Annotated in this window: 11 protein-coding genes; 5 read left to right on the top strand and 6 right to left on the bottom strand. The window is 58.9% G+C overall.

Features of this window, described 5'->3' with window-relative positions; all coding sequences use genetic code 11:
• Window positions 1-80 precede the first annotated feature (80 nt).
• From ELQ88_RS20135 to ELQ88_RS20125, 3 genes are all read right to left on the bottom strand, one after another.
• Window positions 81-1,928: an amidohydrolase gene (locus tag ELQ88_RS20135; RefSeq protein ID WP_128872750.1), complete on the bottom strand. Its 1,848-nt coding sequence runs from the start codon at window positions 1,926-1,928 to the stop codon at window positions 81-83.
• Between the two features lie 336 nt (window positions 1,929-2,264).
• Window positions 2,265-2,579 carry an SCP2 sterol-binding domain-containing protein gene (locus ELQ88_RS20130; protein WP_008154977.1) on the bottom strand — a complete coding sequence of 105 codons (315 nt, stop codon included), beginning with the start codon at window positions 2,577-2,579 and terminating at the stop codon, window positions 2,265-2,267.
• A 64-nt stretch (window positions 2,580-2,643) separates the two neighbouring features.
• Entirely contained in the window at window positions 2,644-3,354 is a 711-nt protein-coding gene (locus ELQ88_RS20125; protein WP_138967262.1) for a histidine phosphatase family protein, read from the bottom strand.
• Window positions 3,355-3,556: 202 nt separating this feature from the next.
• On the opposite strand from ELQ88_RS20125, the gene sohB reads away from it, so the two are divergent.
• The 4 genes from sohB to ELQ88_RS20105 all read left to right on the top strand — a co-directional run bounded on the left by sohB (window position 3,557) and on the right by ELQ88_RS20105 (window position 13,913).
• Window positions 3,557-4,582, top strand: coding sequence for a protease SohB (gene sohB / locus ELQ88_RS20120; protein ID WP_128872731.1), 1,026 nt, complete (start codon window positions 3,557-3,559; stop codon window positions 4,580-4,582).
• Between the two features lie 238 nt (window positions 4,583-4,820).
• The gene (locus ELQ88_RS20115) at window positions 4,821-9,623 is read left to right on the top strand and encodes a DUF6543 domain-containing protein (protein ID WP_138967261.1); all 4,803 of its coding nucleotides are present in this window, start codon (window positions 4,821-4,823) and stop codon (window positions 9,621-9,623) included.
• The gene (locus ELQ88_RS20110) at window positions 9,616-13,485 is read left to right on the top strand and encodes a DUF6543 domain-containing protein (protein WP_138967259.1); all 3,870 of its coding nucleotides are present in this window, start codon (window positions 9,616-9,618) and stop codon (window positions 13,483-13,485) included. The genes ELQ88_RS20115 and ELQ88_RS20110 overlap by 8 nt, the downstream gene beginning before the upstream one ends.
• A 116-nt stretch (window positions 13,486-13,601) precedes the next feature.
• A complete protein-coding gene (locus ELQ88_RS20105) occupies window positions 13,602-13,913 on the top strand; it encodes a hypothetical protein (protein WP_228761539.1) in 312 nt (103 codons plus the stop codon).
• Window positions 13,914-13,991: 78 nt separating this feature from the next.
• On the opposite strand, the gene ELQ88_RS20100 is transcribed toward ELQ88_RS20105, so the two are convergent.
• Together ELQ88_RS20100 and ELQ88_RS20095 are read right to left on the bottom strand one after the other, a co-directional pair.
• Entirely contained in the window at window positions 13,992-14,486 is a 495-nt protein-coding gene (locus ELQ88_RS20100) for a DUF934 domain-containing protein (protein ID WP_128872728.1), read from the bottom strand.
• On the bottom strand, window positions 14,470-16,128 hold the full coding sequence (locus ELQ88_RS20095; RefSeq protein WP_138967257.1) for a nitrite/sulfite reductase: 1,659 nt from the start codon (window positions 16,126-16,128) through the stop codon (window positions 14,470-14,472). Before ELQ88_RS20095 ends, ELQ88_RS20100 begins: the two co-directional genes overlap by 17 nt.
• Window positions 16,129-16,615: 487 nt before the next feature.
• Between ELQ88_RS20095 and ELQ88_RS20090 the strand changes: the two genes are divergently transcribed.
• Window positions 16,616-17,734 (top strand): ABC transporter substrate-binding protein, encoded by a 1,119-nt coding sequence (locus ELQ88_RS20090; RefSeq protein WP_138967255.1) that lies wholly within the window; start codon window positions 16,616-16,618, stop codon window positions 17,732-17,734.
• 22 nt (window positions 17,735-17,756) lie between these two features.
• Here the strand turns inward: ELQ88_RS20090 and ELQ88_RS20085 are convergent, their stop codons facing one another.
• Window positions 17,757-17,978, bottom strand: coding sequence for a DUF2970 domain-containing protein (locus ELQ88_RS20085; RefSeq protein ID WP_138967253.1), 222 nt, complete (start codon window positions 17,976-17,978; stop codon window positions 17,757-17,759).
• Window positions 17,979-18,087 lie beyond the last annotated feature (109 nt).

Below are 18,087 nucleotides of genomic sequence, written 5' to 3'. Positions count from 1 at the left end.
AGGCGCAACGATCAACCCGATCCTGTAGGAGCCGGCTTGCTGGCGAATGGCGTCACGCGGTGTGTCAGATTCACCTGCATTCAAAACGCAAAACACGAGCAACCAAACGCCCCCCAGAACCCGGCGAAATCGCTGACCGGTGCCGACGACAAGCGCGCCCGCTCATGGCTGTGCGCATGCACCGCACACGCCCCCACGCAGTGGTGAACCTGCGCCGTCAGCGGCGCCAGCGGTTTCCAGTGGCCGGGCACGTTAACCACCGGAGACCACTCGGGCACCACAGGCACCGGCGGTGGCCCGAGTTTTTCGAACTCGACGCTGCCATAGACAATCTTGCCATCGACAATGGTCAACACCGACTCGATCCACTTCACGGCTTCGTCTTCGATGTGGAAATAATCTGCCGACAGCGCGATCAGGTCTGCCAGTTGCCCGACCTTGATTTGGCCTTTCTTGCCCTGCTCGGATGAGAACCAGGCGCTGCCGTGGGTGAAGAGTTCCAGCGCGGTATCGCGGCTCAAGCCTTGCGGGTAGAGCTCCAGCCCGCCGACGGTGCGGCCGCTGACCAGCCAGTAGAGCGAAGTCCAGGGGTTGTAGCTGGACACCCGCGTGGCGTCCGTGCCCGCGCCAACCGGGATCCCTTCGGCGAGCATGCGGGCGATGGGTGGCGTGTGCTCGGCGGCTTGGGCGCCGTAGCGCTCGACGAAGTATTCGCCCTGAAACGCCATGCGATCCTGGATGGCAATCCCGCCACCGAGGGCCTTCACCCGTTCGATATTCTGCGGGGTAATGGTTTCGGCGTGATCGAAAAACCATGGCAGCCCGTCGAACGGGATGTCGCGATCGACCTTCTCGAACACGTCGAGCATGCGGCTGATGGATTCGTTGTAGGTGGCGTGCAGGCGGAACGGCCAGCGCTGTTCCACCAGGTGCCGCACTACCGGTTCCAGTTCCTGCTCCATGGTCTGTGGCAGGTCGGGGCGCGGTTCGAGGAAGTCCTCGAAGTCCGCCGCCGAGAACACCAGCATTTCCCCGGCGCCGTTGTGGCGCAGGAAGTCATCGCCCTGGCCGTAGCGGGAAGTGCCGGTCCAGTTCTTGAAGTCGGTCAGCTCTTCCTTGGGTTTCTGGGTGAACAGGTTGTAGGCGATGCGCACCGTGAGCTGCCGGTCTTTGGCCAGTTGCTGGATGACCTGGTAGTCGTCCGGGTAATTCTGATATCCGCCGCCGGCATCGATGGCGCTGGTGACGCCGAGGCGATTGAGCTCGCGCATGAACTGGCGAGTCGAGTTGACCTGGTATTCCAGCGGCAGCTTCGGCCCCTTGGCCAGGGTCGAGTACAGAATCATCGCATTTGGGCGGGCGATCAACAGGCCGGTCGGGTCGCCATTGGCGTCGCGCTGGATTTCACCGCCCGGCGGATTCGGCGTGTCGCGGGTGTAGCCCACCACTTTCAAGGCGGCGCGGTTGAGCAGGGCTCGATCGTAGAGGTGCAGCACGAACACCGGAGTGTCCGGCGCGGCCTTGTTCAGTTCATCGAGGGTTGGCAGGCGCTTTTCGGCGAACTGGAACTCGTTCCAGCCACCCACCACGCGCACCCATTGCGGTGTCGGCGTGCGGTCCGCCTGGTCCTTGAGCAGGCGCAACGCATCGACCAGCGACGGCACGCCTTCCCAGCGCAGTTCAAGGTTGTAATTCAAGCCGCCGCGGATCAAGTGCAGGTGCGAGTCGTTGAGGCCGGGAATCACCGTGCGCCCGTGCAGGTCGACGATTTGCGTGCCGGGACCTTGCAGGGCCATGGCCTGGGCATCGCTGCCGACCACCACGAAGCGCCCGTCCTTGATCGCGACGGCGCTGGCCTGGGGCTTCTTGCGGTCAACCGTGTGCAGGCGTCCGTTGTACAGAATGAGGTCGGCCGGGGCGTCGGGCATGGTTTTACTCCCTGCTAGCAGTGGGCTGATCCAGGCACCGACGGCACCTGCCGAAAGGCCTTGCAGTACACGTCGGCGGTTGAAGCCGTCGTGGTCGTCAGGTGGACTCATGGCAATGCTCCGCGCAAAGGCTCTTGGTGGAAAGCCTCTTCATGAGAAGGCTTTTCATGAAAAAGCGAGGGCCAACAGCCGATGTCTGACGCATACGGCCAGAAGGAATATAGACCGCAAATCCGCAGGTAGCCGTTTTCCAGGGGCGCAAAACGACGAATCCCGCCACGAGGGGCGGGATTCGTTTGCAGCCAGGCGTGCCCCCGAAGGACGGGGGCGACGTGCTTAGGCCGGGAACAGCTCGGACAATTTCATGGCCAGCATCATGTCGCCTTCGGCGCGCAGTTTGCCGCCCATGAAGGCTTGCATGCCGTCGGTTTCGCCGCTGACGATGCCTTCCAGGGTTTCGCCGTCCATCACCAGGGTCACCTGGGCGTCCGGGTTCTCACCTTCTTGCAGCTCGCAGGTGCTGTCCTTGACGATCAGCGAGAAGTTCTTGGTGTCGTCGATGCGGAAACCGAATACCAGGTCCAGACCGGCAGCAGCGGCTGGGTTGAACTTGGCTTTCATTGCTTGTACGGCATCAGCTACGGAGGTCATGGTTCGATCCTTTCTTGGGTAATTAGAGCTGGGTGGTTACAGCCAGGGTCACAATAGTCCGGACTCAGCGAAACGTGATGAGTTCCGGGGCCTTCAACAGTTGCAGGTGCGCCTGACTGTTGAAAGAAGACAGTGCCACCTCAAGCCCGCGAAACTTCAGCAGGTTGAGCGAGGTGTTGACGATTTGCCAGTTGAGCTCGAATGCCTGCCTTGCCGGCATTTGCGTAATGAGGTGGAGCAGGGCAGTGATGGTACCGCCCGAGGTGAACACGGCGATCTTCTGGGTGCTCTCGGCCTGTTCGAGGATGCGCTGCAGACCGGCTTGTACCCGTTCGACAAACCCCAGCCAGCTTTCCAGCCCGGGCGTGTCATAGGTCCCGGCCAGCCAGCGCTCGATGATCAAGGCGAAGATGCGCTGGAACTCGGCGCGGTTTTGCGTGGCATTGCGCAGGATGTCCAGCGCTTCGGGTTCGTCTTCCAGCATGGCTGGCAGCAGGGCGCGGATCACCGCGTCGGCGTCGAATTCGTTGAAGGCGCAATCGGTTTCTACGATCGGCACCGGCAGGCCCACGGCAGCGAACTGTTCCAGTGCGCTGCTGGCCGTGTGTTGCTGCCGACGCAGGTCGCCCGAGAGGCAGCGATCGAAGCGGATGCCCAACCCGGCCAGGTGTTGGCCGAGGACTTCTGCCTGGCGGATACCGGTCGGCGACAGGACGTCATAGTCGTCTGCACCAAAGGAGGCCTGGCCATGTCGAATCAAATAGATACTGCCCACGTCCGCATCATCCCGGTACGTTGAAGGTCCGGCGAGGTTATGAGGATGGCGGTGAGCTGTCAATGAAAAAACATACGCTTGTTTGAAATGCCCCTGGCAGGCCGTTACCGAAGGTTTCACGGCTGGCCGCCGGGCCGGCGCATGGGTATGCTGAGGGTATCGCGCGCGCGTTTATGCAGCGCATCGTATTGAAGGAGTCATTGTGGAGTTTTTTGCCGAGTTCGCCGTTTTCCTGGCTAAAACCGTGACACTGGTGATCGCCATCCTGGTGGTGATGGCCAGTTTTGCGGCATTGCGCAGCAAAGGTCGACGCAAAGCCGCCGGCCAGTTGCAGGTCAGTAAACTCAATGATTTTTACAAAGGGCTGCGCGAGCGCCTGGAGCAAACCTTGCTCGACAAGGACCAGCTCAAGGCCCTGCGCAAGGTCGAAGCCAAATCCGAGAAAAAGCAGAAGAAAAAACCCGAGGTCAACAAGTCTAGGGTGTTCGTGCTCGATTTCGACGGCGACATCAAGGCTTCGGCCACGGAAAGCCTGCGCCATGAAATCACCGCGCTGCTGACCCTGGCCACGCCCAAGGATGAAGTGGTGCTGCGTCTGGAAAGCGGTGGCGGCATGGTCCACAGCTATGGCCTGGCGTCCTCGCAACTGGCGCGCATTCGCGACGCCGGTGTGCCGTTGACCGTGTGCATCGACAAGGTGGCGGCCAGCGGCGGTTACATGATGGCGTGCATCGGCGAGAAGATCATCAGTGCGCCGTTTGCCATCCTCGGCTCGATCGGCGTGGTGGCGCAGCTGCCCAACGTCAACCGCCTGCTGAAAAAGCACGACATCGACTTCGAAGTCCTGACCGCCGGCGAATACAAACGCACCCTGACCGTGTTTGGCGAAAATACCGAGAAGGGCCGGGAGAAGTTTCAGGAAGACCTGGACATCACTCATCAGCTGTTCAAGAACTTTGTCTCGCGCTACCGCCCGCAACTGGACATCGATAAGGTCGCCACCGGTGAAATCTGGCTGGGCGTCGCGGCGATGGACAAGCAACTGGTCGACGAACTGAAGACCAGCGATGAGTACCTCGCCGAGCGGGCGAAGAAATCCGAGCTGTATCACCTGCATTACGCTGAACGTAAAAGCCTGCAGGAGCGCATCGGCATGGCGGCCAGCGGGTCGGTGGACCGGGTCTTGCTGTCCTGGTGGAGCCGGCTGACTCAGCAACGCTTCTGGTAAAAAAACCTCATGAGCGCCTTGTTGCCGGCCTACGGCAACAAAGCGCTTTGCACCCTTGAATCGAATCCAGTGCGGTATATATATACTTTAACGCGTTGGAATGTTGTTTGTTTGGTCTGGTTGTTCATCGGTTATTCAAACTTTTATAAGAAAATGCCCAACGTTAATCTGGTTGTCCAAATCAGATTAAAGGTTGTTCAAGATGATGGTGGAAACGAATAACACAGCATTGAATAGCATGACGCCAGAACAACAGGGCGCCTTCTTCTCGCTTATTAAACAACAGGCTCCCTCCTGGTTGCTCGAGTCGCCCTCCGATGTTCGCGCCGCCCTGCGCACGAGCCTGCTGGCAAGTTACCGCACCCGACGCGCGGTGGCGGACGCCTTGGGTGAATTGAAAGCCCCTGAACGCTTTTGTGCACCCCTGTTGGCCAAGGCCATGTCAGCCAAGTTGGGCGAGCCGTTTGATGTGGAAGGCGTGATATTCCAGCATGTACGCTCGACGTCGAGCTTGCTCGGGTTGAGGAAAAAGCTGATCACGCCGATTGACCGTGACCTGTTGATGGCGGCCTGCGAAAATTTCGAATCCAGCGAGACGGCGCCGGGAAATTATGACGACAACTCGTTGCTATATGTTCCAAAGCATATCAATGGTCGGTCCGATAAGATCCTGTCAATCAAACCCGATGAGTTTGCGCAACTGTGTCGAACATTGGACTTGGGTAAGCAATATCAGACCCATATCAAGACCGTGTTGGGCGCGGTGACGTTGCGCGATAAACATCAAGCTTATGCAAAAGACCGGTTTGAAGTCGACATGCATATTGCGTTCATGAAAAAACATATCAGTGCCGATGTTTATGGCATGCTGAAGCTGGTCAAGGACAGCGCTTCGCCGATCAAGTTGGGTAACAATACGCCAGGCTATCAAGGGTTGGAGATACTGGGTGTAAAACTGCAGGGCGCGATCTTTATTGGCCCCGTCAGTGAGCATGCAGACGATGATTATCGATGCGTGGTTTACCTGCCGGGGGATCCGTTGCACCCTCTGAAGGAATATGCGTCGTTCCAGGACTTTGAGTCGGAGCTGAGTAGACGCCTTAGAAACGCCGATTTTCGCAAGTTCTTCATGCGTTTCATTTTGCTGAGCGACCGGCCGGGTTTCCACAACGCGCTGGATAAGCGGCTGCTATCTGTCTCTACACCACTTCCAAACACCACTGTTATCGTATCAGTCGAAGGATTCGATCTGGAAGATGATGTGTTCCTGACGTTGTTTAACCAGCGCTCGGGCCATGTAATCGCCGATGCGCAATTGCTGGTGGTGCCAACGGATGACGAGGATGAAAAAACCCGTCTGGCCAGGTTGGAGACGTATAAGACCATCGGCGTCAACACGCTGCTGTTCTTCAGCTCCTTCGTGCCGGTGGTGGGTGAAGTCATGTTTGCCGTCGCCGGCTTTCAATTGCTGGCAGAGGTTTATGAAGGCATCGACAGTTGGTCCCGGGGGGAGCAGGAAGAAGCCACCGACTATCTATTCGATGTCATCGAAAACCTGATTCTGATGGCGGCAACGGCTGGCGCCGCGACATTGGTGGGCAAAGGTTACAAGACCGTCAAATCTTCGGATTTTATCAGTCGATTGAGAGCCGTCCCGGTTGGCTCCGGTTCCATCCGCTTATGGAAACCCGATTTAACAGCTTATCGCCAGCAGTCAGCCGTGCCGCGCAGGCTTCCGGCCGATAAGCAAGGGCTTGTAACGTGGCGTGAGCGTCAGTACGTGCGAACAGGGGCGGATACTTATGCCTTGCGGCCCATTGAAGGCACCGACCTGTGGGAAATCGAGCCTGCGCAGGCCTCCGGACGCTATTCACCGGTGCTGGAGACTAACGGCGCAGGGGCGTGGCTGCACGATTCCGAGCTGCCACAGCAATGGAATCTGCTCACCTTGTTTCGACGCCTGGGCTATCGCGAGGAGGACATCCCGGACACCGAGGGATTACAGATCCTTGCCATGAGTGGCCTCGACGAATCGCTGTTGCGCCAGCTGTATCCGGACCGCAGCAAGCCGATGGCGACGCTGGTCGACACCGTGCGACGCTTTCGCGCGGACAAGGCCGTCAACCGTTTCATGGAGCAAATGCGTGTATCGACCTCCGCGCCGCAGGCTGACGCCGACCTGCAGTTGTATTTGCTGACATCCGGGGATAAATGGCCTTCGGAAACCAGGGTGAGCATTACCGATATTACCGGTGGGCAAATCAAGCAATACGGGCTGGCTTCGGCGTCCGGGCAAATCAGGATCTCAGAGGATCTTTTCAACAAAGGGCAGTTTTATCCAGCGTTGCTGAAGGGGCTGGACACGGCGCAGCGTACGGCGCTGATTGGCTCGGCGACTGACGAAACGCTGCAGGCCCAATCGTTGGCCAACGTGATTGCCGAGGAAGCAGAGGGCCAGAGGTTGTCGCTGTTTGAGCGCTTCTATCAGCGCTCCAATGTGATCACCGAGACGAAGGCTGCGCCTGTCCAGGAGCAGTTTGCCGATCTGCCGGCCAGTGTCGCCGACGAGCTGGTACAGAATTCGGACACCACTGAATGGCTGCAGCTCGATGACGCAAAAGTGCCGTTGCGGCTGGCCGAAGAGGCCCGGCGGTATGCGCAGATAGTGCGCCTGAACCGGGCTTATGAAGGGCTGTACCTGGACGCGGCCAGCGGGCTGGACACGGACCGATTGGTGCTCAACACCCTCAAGCATTTGCCGGGCTGGCCAAACGATGTGTTTGTCGAGATCGTGGAACGTGCCGGGCCCGCTGAGGCACGGGCCAGCATTGGCTCAAAAGACGCCGTGCAAAAGCTCGTTATCGAAGCTTACCCTGACCGTTTTGAAGCGTCCGATGCCAGTGGGAAAAGGTTGTTCACGCACCTGAAGCGCACCCGCGCGCATTTTTTCCAAACGCTATGGCAAGGCTTGCCCGTCAATACGCGCAAAGCGCTGGGGGTCGAAGCGCTGGACGCCGGCGTGGAGCTAAGGAAGAAAATCACGACACTGGCATTGCAGCGGCGGGATGCCATCGCCGGGGCCATCGGTATCGAGCCGATACACGCCGGTTACCGCTCGCCGATGGGCCTGGCAGACAGGTTGGTCGCAAAAGCGATTTTATTGGGGCTACCGCCTTCAGGTGAGCGCTCATCGCGTTCGCCGGCACTGCTACAGCGGGCCCAAGAACTCTATCCCACTCACTCGCCAACGCAGATCGAACATTTGCTGACGACATTGGGCACCGACGAAGTGGTGGCCATCCAGGCACTTGAGGCACTGCGCCAGGAACATCAGGCCATTCGCGATGCGCTGGAGCGCTGGGTCAATCGCCAAACCCACTATCAGGAAGGCGACGGGCCGCGACTCAGGGTGCCTCAACACAGCAAGGGGCGAGCCGCTCAGGCGATTTTGCGCGCCTGGCGCAAAGAAGGCAGTTTCATGCTTGGCACTCCGGAAATGCTTTACAAGCTGAGTCTTGATGCGCAGCCACTGGGGGAAATCCCGGTGCTGGTCGGTAACTTCAGCCACATCGGCGCCCTGGAGATGGACAGAGTGGGGGCCAGCGCCGGATTGAATGCATTTCTGCGCAACTTCCCCAACCTGCGCACATTGAGCCTGACCGGCAATGAGCTGAGCCGAATCCCCCAGGCTATCGCGGCCATGCCCAAGCTTGAGCACCTGGACTTGAGCGATAACCGGATTCAACTGACGCCCGAATCGATCCCGTTGCTCAATGGCCTGGAGCAGCTGCAGACCCTCAACTTGAGCTTCAACCCGGCGCTCGGGCAAACCCCGACGGTGACGGCCCTGAAACAATTGCGACACCTTGCATTGCGTGGCTCCGGGATTGTCGATTGGCCGGTCGGGGTCAACGACCTTTCCGCACTGCAGACACTGGACCTGCGCGACAACCGCATCGCACACATCCCGGACACGGTGTTCAAGGCGCGGCCTTCCTTGAACCTGGGCACAAACGTCGATGGCAACCCATTGTCAACGTCGAGCCTTGCGGCGCTCGCCGCCTATCAACAATCCAACCGCATCAGCCTGGGGGTCCTGGCCGCCGAATACCTTCAAGTTGCGGCCGTGCAACCGGATGTCACCAGACAGGGCTCGATCTGGTTGAGCGGACAGGTTGGTGCTGAATTGGCCCGTAAAGAATCACTTTGGAGCTCATTGTCGTTGAACCCAAGGTCCAGGGATTTTTTCCATTTGCTTGCCCGGCTACACGACACCGCGGATTACAACCTGATGCAAATCGATTTGACTCAGCGGGTATGGGACGTGCTGGAAGCGGCCGGCGAAGATGACGCGTTGCGACGCGCCTTGTTTCAAGCGGCTCGCCTCGGCCGGGTCAGCGCCCAGGACGCTGCGGGGTTGTTCAGCGATATGGTGGTGCGGGTCCTGTGTTATCGAGCCGTGGTGTCGGCTCGCACTGGAAATCGTACCCTGGAGGGGGAGCTGGTGCGTCTGTTGAGAGGCTTGTTTCGACTGCAACAGGTGGAACGGCAGGCCATGATCGAGATCGGTCGTCGCACGCAGTCCGGACCGTTCAGTCGCGCCCAGGCACGGGAACTCGAGCTGATTTACCGCGTGAGGCTGGCGCAGCGCCTGGATCTGCCTGACCAGCCCAGGGAAATGAATTTCGTGCGCAATGTCGACGTATCCCCCGAGGCACTCGAGAGCGCCTATCAAGAGGTCGCCAAAGCCGAAAACTCCGATGCGTTTTTGGCCTCGATCAACGCCCGAAGGTTCTGGTACGAATACCTCCTGCAGACTTATCAGGACGAATTCAACACCATGAGCGAGCGTAGCGCTCGTGCCTTTGCACAACTGGAAGCGCAAGTCGCCTTGCCCCGTGCGACTGCGACCCAGCGCCTGAACGCGATCATCGAAAACTATAAAAACGACACCGTACAATTTATCGATCGCTTGACCGCTGCAGCCTTGGCGAGACATCCGGGACTGGCGCTGCCTGCCGAGGAGGTTTCTGATGAATAAGCTCCCTCATGATGCACTGGCCGATCCGCCTCCGACACCGAACTGGCAAATGCGCAACGATCTGAAAGGCATCGTGGACATCGCGCTGCCACAAACCCCCGGCCAGTTTGGCGAACACCGGATCAAGCAAAAATGGGGGCAGGACATCGACCCGCAGACCACCCTGCTGGTGACGCTTGAATACGATTACAAGGGCCATCCCGCACAGGCCGGTGTCCACCAGGGTCAAGTTGCAAGTTCCCAGTCTTTACTACAGGCGTTGCTTTTGAACTACCAGACGGTGGGTGACGGGCGATTCGGAGAAACTGCATTTGGTCTCTACACCCCGCCTGACATCGGTCCGGACGTTCGCATCGTGGAGAAAGTCGACGAGTTCGCCGATCAGGGCAGCGGCAACCACCAGACCTATGAAGGCATCTATCGGCAAACCGCTGCGCAAACCTACGGTCCGCAAACGCAGCTGGCCCTTAGACCGGCTGACTTCAAGCAGTGGGTCTGGGAACTGGCGTTGCAGGACCTGTACAGCGCATACCTTGATCGGGCATGGCCTTCGGACGAGGTGCTGCTGGCGCCTGCGCCCTATGCCTTGAGAACCTCGGTCAAGGCGGCTTTTGTCATGAGCGCCTGGCTGCAGCGCCATGAACGACGCTTGACGCAAAAAGGTCTGGAACTGACATTGCAGGCGGCAGGGTTATCGCCTGATCAACCTTGGGAAACATTGACCATCAGCCAGCTGCAGGCACCGACTCCGGTCTCCTCTGCGGTCACGGCACGCCGCTTGAAACTCTATCGTTATACCGCCAGCGATATCTGGGTCTTCGATAGCCCGTCCAGCGCCAGGATCATGCTGTACATCCCCGGCAACTCGTCACCGCTGCATGACTTCACCGACGCCGCGCAACTGCGCCAATGGGTGGTGGCGCAGGGGCGCACCGAGGAAACGAAACAGGCACTGGCGGCGCACTTTGCCGATGAGGATCGCATCGACGGTACCTTTCACGCCGGTGTCCTGACGGCGCTGGAGGGTATGGCGATGTATCCCACAGAACACCGGCTGACCAAAGAGGCCGGTTTCTTTAACAATGACGGCTACTGGGATCCTGCCGAGTACATCGGCTTCGATGACGCTGGCGCAGGCACGGACCCGTTTGCGCAGCTGGTGCTGACAATGAAGCAGGCGGCATTGGCCAGCGTCAACACCATTCGTGACGATGCCCAGGTCAATCGCGACAATTTGAGCGCTGTGGTCGAGCCGCTCGTGCAATGGATCAACCGCTTTGGTCCGCTGGCCTTGTTCGTGCCGGGAGGCGAAGGCCTGCTCGCGTTGGCGGGACTTATCGATGCCGGTTATGGCCTGGATCAGGCCGTCAACGGAGAAACGGCAAGCCAGCGTTCCGAAGGTGTGACGCGCACAGTGTTTGGCTTGCTCAACGCTCTGCCAATCGCCGGGATCGCGGCCTTGGCCGCGGGCGATGCGGTTGATATAGAAACGCTGGCGAAAACCGATCATCGCGCCGGCAAACCTTCTGTGGCTGCATCTGAACCGCACGCCTCCGTTCAACCGATCCCTGCGGTACCGACCCGCCTGGCACTGCTGCGGGGAGTGGGCCCGTCGGTTGCCACCTTCAGTGATGAAATGCTCGCACAGATCGGCAGGGTCAGCGCGGTTGATGACGACATGCTGCGCCTGATGCAAACCGGACGCCCAACGACGCCGTTGCTGGCCGATACCATCAGCCGCTTCAAGATCGATCGGGATCTTGGCCCGGCCGCAGACCCTGAATTATTCAACAGCCGGTATGAAGCGCTTCAACAGTCCGCGAATGCGTGGGTCCAGTTGTTTCAACGCGAGTACCCGGGCTTGCCCAGAAGCGCCATCGAACAAATGCTCGACCGCTATGGCGTGGACATCCAGGTGGCGCCCGACACTACCGAGGCCTTGCAAGTGATCAAGCGCCTGGACAGCAAGGCTCGCCAATATCAGCAGCATGTACGGCTCAATCGAGCTTATGAGGGCTTATACCTTCGCTCGATGCGCAATCCGCAGTCAGACACACTGGCCTTGCACTCGCTGAAAAACCTGCCCGGCTGGCCATCAAACTTGCGCATTGATGTGCTCGATCAGTCGGCCATCGGGCGTGTGCTGGACCGTAGCGGGCCGCTTGGTGCTTCGCACGTCCGGCGCCTGATCAGGAGGGGCGATCACTATCTGCACCAAAATCTGCAAACGGACTTCTACGGCGCAGTCCTCGGGGTGCTATCAGACGATGAGCGTTCAGCGTTGCACCTGGCGTCCCTTGATCCCGCCAGTGAACTGCGGCTGAAAATCGGCGACCGGGCGTTATCACGGTCTGAATTCATGTTTGGATCAGGCAGGATGGACAACGGGTTACCCTTCGAGCATCAGGGTCTAAGGGGCGGCTGGTTTCCGGACCCGCCGCCGGCCGGGGCGTTGCGGCACCAAATGATGAGGTTGCAGGTCAGGGACCTTTACCCGGAATTCTCCGATACCGAGGCCGATGAAATGCTGCAGCGAGCGGGGGCGGGAGCCCAGGCACACCTCGACGGTTTGCAGCAGCAGTTTCAACAACTGAACACTGATTTGACCGGTTGGATCGATCAGGCAACCGACGACATCGAAGACATGGACTTACCTTTTATCGTCGCCGGTGACATTGAAGCGCAGGGTCTCAATGAGGCGCAGATCGAGGCGCATAACCTGGTATTGCTGCATAACGCGATTCAGGAAGAACGTGCTGCCAGAATCGAATTGGCGGATGAAATGATCGACATCTGGCAAAAACGTGCGCCGCAGGAAGACAGTCATTATTCAGGCAGTTACTTGAACGGATTCACGATGAACATGAATTTTGAGGATTTTCACCGATTACCCGCACTGAATGTTCGTCTAGACGAAGTGACCGGGTTGTCGATGCGCCACTTTCATTTGTTCGAGCGTGAATCCATGAACGATTTTCTCGAATCTTTTCCCAACCTGCGCACCTTGAATCTGGCCGGTACCGACCTTCGTCTTCCCGATATCGATGGGAACCTGGAAAGCGCTCTGCCGCCTCAGATCAGCCGATTGCGTCATCTCACCTGGTTGAATCTGCGCGACACCGAAATGGCATTCACAGGGGTGATGGCCTCGAAACTCAGTGAGCTGACTCAGCTGCAACATCTGGATTTGAGCGATAACCCGCTGGCCGTCCCTCCGTTGGTGGTGGGAATGAACGAGTTGCGCGAGCTCGACCTGAGAAACACCCGGATTACTACATGCCCCGTCGGGATCATGGATCAGCCGTACCTGGAGCGGCTGGATTTACGCGAGAACCAGATCACCCGGGTGCCGCCGGCGGTGGTGAGCCAGGCCATCAGTCGTGACCGCGTGCTGCTGCAGGGTAATCCATTGACCGATGAAGACACGCTGTTGCGCCTCGTGGAACATCGCCGCAGCACAGGCATCAACTTGTGGTTGAGTGAGCCTGGCCCTGACTACGGCGAAGTCATCGATTGGTTGCGTGAGAGCACAAATGAGCAACGGCAAGCCAGGCGATTGATCTGGCAGCGGTTGGCAGCCAAACCGCAGGGCCCGCGATTTTTGAGAATCATGGACGGTCTGAGTCTGACGGCGGATTTCCGGGTGGATTATCTGACGCTGCAAGCGCGGGTGTGGCGACTGCTGGGCGAAGCGGATGCTTCAGAGGAATTGTGGGCGCGGCTGGTCCAGGATGTCGAAGTGGCCGAGGTCGATGCCGATAATCCGTTTGCCAGTTTCACGGTACTGGAGGATCGAGCGAGGCTCTACACCGATTGGGTGGCGATGGGGCGACCGTTTCCGATAAACACGGGTCAACCCTGAAAATTGCCGATGGAACGGGTTGTTCGAATACTTAAATATCCTGTATTACAACGCAGGTTTAATGCTCGAGGATTTTGTTAGAGTTTGACTGACCTACAACGCAGCAAGGAAGTTGCATGATGGAAGAACGCAGGAAGTACAATGGCGATCCTCGGGATTACGCTCGTTTTTTAGAGTTGTTGCCCGAAAAAAGCATGTTTCTTATCGATCAACGATCCAATAAGGATTTGAAGGTCGTTTATCGTGCCAGTAACAATGAAATAGAGTGGGCACTTATTCGGGGTCATCAAGCGAGTCAGTTGAAGCCAGAGTTTAAGGTTTTTATTGAGGGTGACTTTTGGGGGAGTCTGAATGGAAAGTTATTCGATGATATTCCCGCTTTGGCACACGCTCTAAGGAAAAGAGGTTTGACTCAAGTCGAGTTCTGACAATTCTTGTAATCGATACAAAGCTTGCAAATTATAAATAAAGCCTTGACCCCATTTTGGGGTCAAGGCTTTATGTTGTCAGCGGCGACGGAACAGCGGCAGCGGTTCGTCGGTGGCGGCCTGATAGGTCACCGAAAAGTCCTTGAGGCTTTCCAGCGCTTCGTACGGGTCTTTGTCGGCGCGCAATGCAAAGGCATCGAACCCGCAGCGACGCAGGTAGAACAACTGATCGCGCAGCACATCGCCGATCGCCCGCAGTTCGCCCTTGAAACCATAACGGTCACGCAGCAGGCGCGCATTGGAGTAGTTGCGGCCATCGGTGAAGGCCGGGAAGTTCAGGGCGATGACCTGGAACTGATCCACGTCGTCACCGATTTCTTCGGCTTCTTCATCGGCGTCCAGCCACACGCCCAGGCCGCCATCGCGGGCCTTGAGCATACGGCTGTGTTCGCGCCACAGCTGCAGCGGGACGATGTAGTCGTCGCAGTTGCTGATCTCGTCGATGTTGAAGTCCTTGGGCAGCAAGTGCCAGGTTTCGTCGACGACCTCGTTGTTCTTAATTATTCGCTGCATAGACGCGCTCCTTGAAGAGGTCGATGCCAATACGCTGATAGGTGTCGATGAAGCGCTCGTCTTCGGTACGTTGTTCGATGTACACGTCGATCAGCTTCTCGATCACATCAGGCATGACGTCCTGGGCGAAGGACGGGCCGAGGATCTTGCCCAGGCTCGCATCGCGGGTGCCGCTGCCGCCCAGGGAAACCTGGTAGAACTCTTCACCTTTCTTGTCCACCCCGAGGATGCCGATGTGGCCGACGTGGTGGTGGCCACAGGCGTTCATGCAGCCGGAGATGTTCAGGTCCAGTTCGCCAATGTCGAACAGATAGTCCAGGTCGTCGAAACGGCGCTGGATCGATTCGGCGATCGGGATCGACTTGGCGTTGGCCAGGGAGCAGAAATCGCCGCCCGGGCAGCAGATGATGTCGGTCAGCAAGCCGATGTTCGGCGTGGCGAAGCCTTGCTCGCGCAGTTCGCCCCACATCTCGAACAACCGGCCCTGTTCCACGTCGGCCAGGATGATGTTCTGCTCGTGGGAGGTGCGCAGCTGACCGAAGCTGTAACGCTCGGCCAGGTCGGCCACGGCGTCGAGCTGTTTGTCGGTGATGTCGCCCGGGGCAACGCCGGTCGGCTTCAGGGACAGGGTCACCGCCACATAGCCCGGCTTCTTGTGGGCCAGGGTATTGCGGGTGCGCCAGCGCGCAAAGCCCGGGTGCTGTTGGTCGAGCTCGGCGAGTTCGGCGGTCTGGTTGTCCAGCGCCTTGTACTCGGGGTCGACGAAGTGTTTGGCGACGCGATGCACTTCGGCCTCGGTCAATGTGGTCTGGCCACCGCGCAGGTGTTCCATTTCCGCGTCGACTTTTTGCGCAAAGACTTCAGGCGTCAAGGCCTTGACGAGAATCTTGATCCGCGCCTTGTACTTGTTGTCACGACGGCCATAGCGGTTGTAGACCCGCAGGATGGCGTCGAGGTAGCTCAACAGGTCCTGCCACGGCAGGAATTCATTGATGAACGCGCCCACCACCGGAGTACGGCCCAGGCCGCCACCGACCAGCACGCGGAAGCCGACTTCGCCAGCGGCATTGCGCACCGCTTCCAGGCCGATGTCATGGACTTCGATGGCGGCACGGTCGGAAGTCGAGCCGTTGATGGCGATCTTGAACTTGCGCGGCAGGTAGGCGAATTCCGGGTGGAACGTCGTCCATTGGCGGACGATCTCGCACCATGGGCGCGGATCGATCAGTTCATCGGCGGCGACACCGGCGAACTGGTCGGTGGTGACATTGCGCAGGCAGTTGCCGCTGGTCTGGATCGCGTGCATCTGCACGGTCGCCAGCTCAGCGAGGATGTCCGGAATGTCTTCCAGCGCCGGCCAGTTGAACTGCACGTTCTGCCGGGTACTGATGTGGGCATAGCCCTTGTCATAGTCGCGGGCAATCTTGGCCATCATTCGCGTCTGGCGCGAAGTCAGCTGGCCGTAAGGCACCGCCACCCGCAACATCGGCGCGAAACGCTGGATATAAAGCCCGTTTTGCAGGCGCAGCGGGCGGAATTCTTCTTCGCTCAGCTCGCCTGCCAGATAGCGTCGGGTCTGATCACGGAACTGCTTGACGCGGTCCTCGATGATCCGCTGATCGTACTCGTCGTATACGTACATATAAGTCCTGTTCTCAGGCTTGGGCCGGTCGGATCCAGTTGCGTTTAGACGCCTGGAAGTCTTCCGATACTGCTCGGCAATTCTGCGCGCACGGCCGCGCACTCCCTACGGAGCCGGGGCAAGATACCAGTTTGCAGTTATGCGTAAAAGTGATGTTTGAGTATATGCAAAGAACCAAAAGGACTAATGAGAATCGTTGTTGCAAAGCCCTTGGTTGTGGTGAGGGCAATCATCGTCTTAACTGTGGTCGAGTCTTTATGCAATCACCGATAAAACCGACAAGAGGCGATGCAATGAGCAACCCTACCAAAGTCACAAAACCCGATAGCACGGTCGATGCCTGGGCGATTCTGTTCCTGATCATCCTGGTCGTGGGCACCGCGGTATTCTGGGTCAGTCATCAGTAAAAACCACGTCCGGGCTCGCTCCGACGGTTGTCGGGCGACAAGGGGGACAAACGCCGTTGTACGGGAGGTCGCTGGCTAAAATGTGCGGCGAATTTTCGGGGCTCGGACGATCAGCGTTGAAGGTGTTCTGTGGCGTATTGCTGGCGCTGGGGATGGTCTCGGCCCCTTGTGCCCAGGCGGCGTCGGTGCTGTTCCTGAACCCGGGAACCAGTGGCGAAGCTTTTTGGGTCAGTTACTCGCAGTTCATGCAGGCCGCGGCCAGGGACCTGGCCATGGATTTGCGCATTCAGTACGCCGAGCGGATACCTGGAAACACCCTCAAACAGGCTCGTGAAGCGCTGCAGGGGTCAGACCGGCCGGACTACCTGGTGTTCGTCAACGAGCAGTCCGGCGCCCCCGAAATCCTGCGCCTGGCCCAGGGCAGTGGCGTGAAGCTGTTCATGGTCAATAACGCGCTGACCCCGGACCAGATGAGCCTGCTCGGCTCGCAACCTGAAAAATATCCCGATTGGCTGGGCAGCCTGGTGCCCAACGACGAGGAGGGCGGCTACCTGATGCTCAAGGAGCTGATTCGCCTGCATGGCCCGGTCGCTCCCGGGCAGGTCGTCGAGCTGTTGGCGTTCTCCGGGCTGAAGGTCACGCCGGCGGCGCAGTTGCGTGAGAAAGGCATGATGCGGGCTTTGGCCGAGCACCCTGAAGTGCGACTGCGCCAGTTGGTGTATGGCGGCTGGACCCGGGAGCGCGCCTATGAGGTGGCCGGATTGCTGTTCAAACGCTATCCGCAGGCCTCGCTGGTCTGGACAGCCAATGACGAAATGGCCTTCGGGGCCATGCAAGCCTACGCCGACGCCGGTGGCGAACCTGGAAAAGACGCACTGTTCGGCACCATCAACCATTCGCCCGCGGCCTTGCAAGCGCTGCTGGACGGTCGGCTGAGTGTGCTGCTGGGTGGGCATTTCAGCCTGGGCGGCTGGGCCCTCGTGCAGTTGCATGACTACGATCAGGGTGTGGATTTCGGTCAGTACGGCGGCCGCGACCGGCAGCTTCCGTTGCTGCAACTGATCGATCGGGCACAGGCCATGCGCCTGCTGGCGCTGGGCGTCAGGCAGGATTACGGCGTGGATTTTCACAAGCTCTCGGCCAAGGGGCAACCGGCGTCGTATCGTTACCCGTTCAGCCTGCAAACCCTGCTGCACTGAGTGATTGGCCTGGCGTCAGGCATCAGATCCCGGCCAGGTGCAGCACCAGTTTGACAATGCCGAACAGGGTCAGGGCGAACACTGCCGTGAACACAATCCCCAGGATCACGAAATGGCTGGGCTTGCCGTGAGTGAAGTCCCGGGCCCGGTTCTTCCCGCTCTGCACCCCGAACGCCGCGGCCATGACGCTGTGCAGCATCTGCCAGAAGGTGGGCGGTTTGTTGTTGTCGACTGGATCGTCCATAAACCCCTCGTCACTTGTGTGTGAGAGCTAAGCATAGACAATCCCGAAAAATGCATGGGCTCAGGAGTCAGACACCATTGTGTAGGAGCCGGCTTGCTGGCGAAGGCGG

The sequence above is a fragment of the Pseudomonas sp. MPC6 genome (assembly GCF_006094435.1).
Classification (GTDB): Bacteria; Pseudomonadota; Gammaproteobacteria; order Pseudomonadales; family Pseudomonadaceae; genus Aquipseudomonas.
Note: the sequence above shows the minus strand (reverse complement) of the source record. Positions and strands in the feature narration are given on the sequence as shown.